Source organism: uncultured Zhongshania sp. (genome assembly GCF_963975605.1).
Taxonomy (GTDB): Bacteria; Pseudomonadota; Gammaproteobacteria; order Pseudomonadales; family Spongiibacteraceae; genus Spongiibacter; species Spongiibacter aquimaris.
The window spans coordinates 1-2,352 of sequence record NZ_CAXBHN010000048.1; the positions used below are offsets into that span (position 1 = coordinate 1).

The following is a 2,352-nucleotide window of genomic DNA, read 5'->3' on the forward strand; positions in this document are numbered from 1 at the left end:
CAGGCTCCCATCGTCATACAGGGCCGACAAGCTGACTTCGGCTGAGATCGCCACCTTGACATTGCGGTCGTAAAACTCGTCAACCATATTGATAAAGCGGCGAGCCTGATCATCCTGCAAGCCATCCATTCTAGGCACCGAGCTAACCAGCACCGCGTGAAACTCCCTCGCCAGCTCGATATAGTCGTTCTGACTACGCGGCCCCGCACATAATGCGTCGAAATCGAACCAGATGACATCTTCGCCAACAAACCGACACGGGATGTCGCGCCCTTCAACTTCGATAAAAATTCCTTTGCGCACCTCCTCCGGGGTCGGCACCAGGCTGTTACTCAACCCCGCTTCGGCGCGTTCATCCAACGGCCAGTGGTAAAGTTCAGCGTTAGTTAGAACTCGCAGCCGATAATCAGTCCCGTTATCAAGATGAACAACCTGGCAATGCTGTTTAATTAGTTCGATAGCCGGCAAAAACCGTTGCCTTTGCAAGCCATTTTCATACAGTCGATCTGGCGCGATATTTGACGTTGCAACCAGCGATACGCCTCGAGTGAACAGTTGTTCCATAAGTGTCCCGAGTAACATCGCGTCGGTAATGTCTGTCACAAAGAATTCGTCAAAGCAAATGACCCTGGTTTCACTGGCTATGCCAGCGGCAACTTTTTCAAGAGGATTTTTTTGCCCCCTGAAGATGTTGAGATCGCGATGAATTCGTTTCATAAACCGATGAAAATGCACCCGCATCTTCTGTTGAAATGGCAGACTTTCGTAAAAATTGTCCATCAAATAGGTCTTACCACGCCCTACCCCGCCCCAGAAATAAATGCCTTTGACGGGAGCTGCTCGGCGATTGCGCACTAGACGATCAAACAAACTTATCCGCGTACTGCTGGCAGCCATCAACTGTTCATAAAGCTCCTGCAACTTTTCAACGGCCTGAACCTGCGCGGGATCTTCAATAAAACCGTCCTGGCGTAAATCCTGCTGATAGCGCTGTAATGGGGTAAGAGACATTCCGACAAGGCCAAAAAATTGCGGCCAACTCTACCGCTACCAGGCCTGCGAAGCAACCGCGTCGCATAGCACGTTCTTGTTCTGAATAATCTTCAGCGCAAAGCTGCCAACAGCAACGGCGACAACTGCTCACGCAACGTTGCCAGCTGACCATGAAAAAAATGACTGGCACCGGGGACGGTGACAATTGCTGTGGGCGACGTTAGCTGAACAGCCCACTTGCGAGCTTTCTCTGCGTCGACTAATTCATCTTCCGCGCCGAGGAAAATGACCGCCGGGCAGTCAAAATAGCCCTCTGAGCCCATTGCGTACCGCTCTACTGGAGGCGCGATCAAAACCATGTGGCTTGCGCCCACCCTTCCACTTCCAGCAGCAGCAACTACCGAGCCAAAAGAGTACCCACAAACCAACATTTTAGCTTGCGGATACTGAGCGCCTAACCAAAGCGCCACCGCACACAGATCATCTACCTCACCGTTCGCATTATCGTGCGACCCCATACTGCCACCGACGCCTCTGAAATTAAACCGAGCAACCGGTACGCCCAGTTCTCGGTAAATTCTCGCTAGCGTCGTAACGACCTTATTATCCATCGTGCCGCCATAAAGTGGATGCGGATGGCATATCACAGCACAATACCTACCATCAACCAGGGGGCCATCTCCATCCGCCACCTCGAGAACAACCTCATCGCTTTTGCCAGCCTTGGGATTGGCCTTGTGATAGGCGCTCTACTCACTCGCCTGTTATCGGCACCAGCCCGACAAAGGCATCGTTTGGCCGAAGAGCTAAAAAACAACCGTCAAACGTCCGCCGCCTATCAACATGAAATAACCGAGCATTTTGTCAAAACCTCGGACCTGATTAAAAACCTTACTTCTAGTTATACAGAGCTTAACCAGTATCTGGCCGCTAGTGCTACCAAACTAGCTAATCCGGAAACCGGCCGCAAGCTGATTGAGGCGGGCGCTATACAGTTGGATCTAACGGCTATAAAGGGCGGGTTGCAGGCACCAAAAGATTACGCGCCGAGTACCGGCGTGCTAAGAGCAGACTACGGTCTTGCGGACACAAAAACGCGTGGCGACAAGCTTCCACTAAAATCGATATCTCCCCACGTAGACAGCGACGATGTCGAAGAGCGTGATCCGACCTTAAAAGCGGGTTGACCTGAGCAAGGCGGATTTGGCCGAGTTATCGCCGCAACCAGTTCAGGCACAAATGCGAGGTTCTTCTCGGGATAGTAATAATAGCTGCACAGCGAGAATGCGCCAGTCAACTACAGGGAACCCGCCAGTCAACCCCACCGCCGTGGTGACACGGTGGTGGCGACATAAATTT

Annotated in this window: 3 protein-coding genes; 1 reads left to right on the top strand and 2 read right to left on the bottom strand. The window is 52.0% G+C overall.

Going from position 1 to position 2,352, the window contains the following annotated elements; translation table 11 throughout:
• A partial coding sequence (zapE, locus tag AAC007_RS17435) for a cell division protein ZapE (protein ID WP_339678547.1) occupies window positions 1–1,011 on the bottom strand: 1,011 nt, incomplete at its 3' end.
• Between the two features lie 92 nt (window positions 1,012–1,103).
• Window positions 1,104–1,604 (bottom strand): hypothetical protein, encoded by a 501-nt coding sequence (locus AAC007_RS17440; RefSeq protein WP_339678549.1) that lies wholly within the window; start codon window positions 1,602–1,604, stop codon window positions 1,104–1,106.
• A 24-nt stretch (window positions 1,605–1,628) separates the two neighbouring features.
• On the opposite strand from AAC007_RS17440, the gene AAC007_RS17445 reads away from it, so the two are divergent.
• Window positions 1,629–2,180 carry a DUF1043 family protein gene (locus AAC007_RS17445; RefSeq protein WP_339678551.1) on the top strand — a complete coding sequence of 184 codons (552 nt, stop codon included), beginning with the start codon at window positions 1,629–1,631 and terminating at the stop codon, window positions 2,178–2,180.
• The last annotated feature ends 172 nt before the right edge of the window (window positions 2,181–2,352 follow it).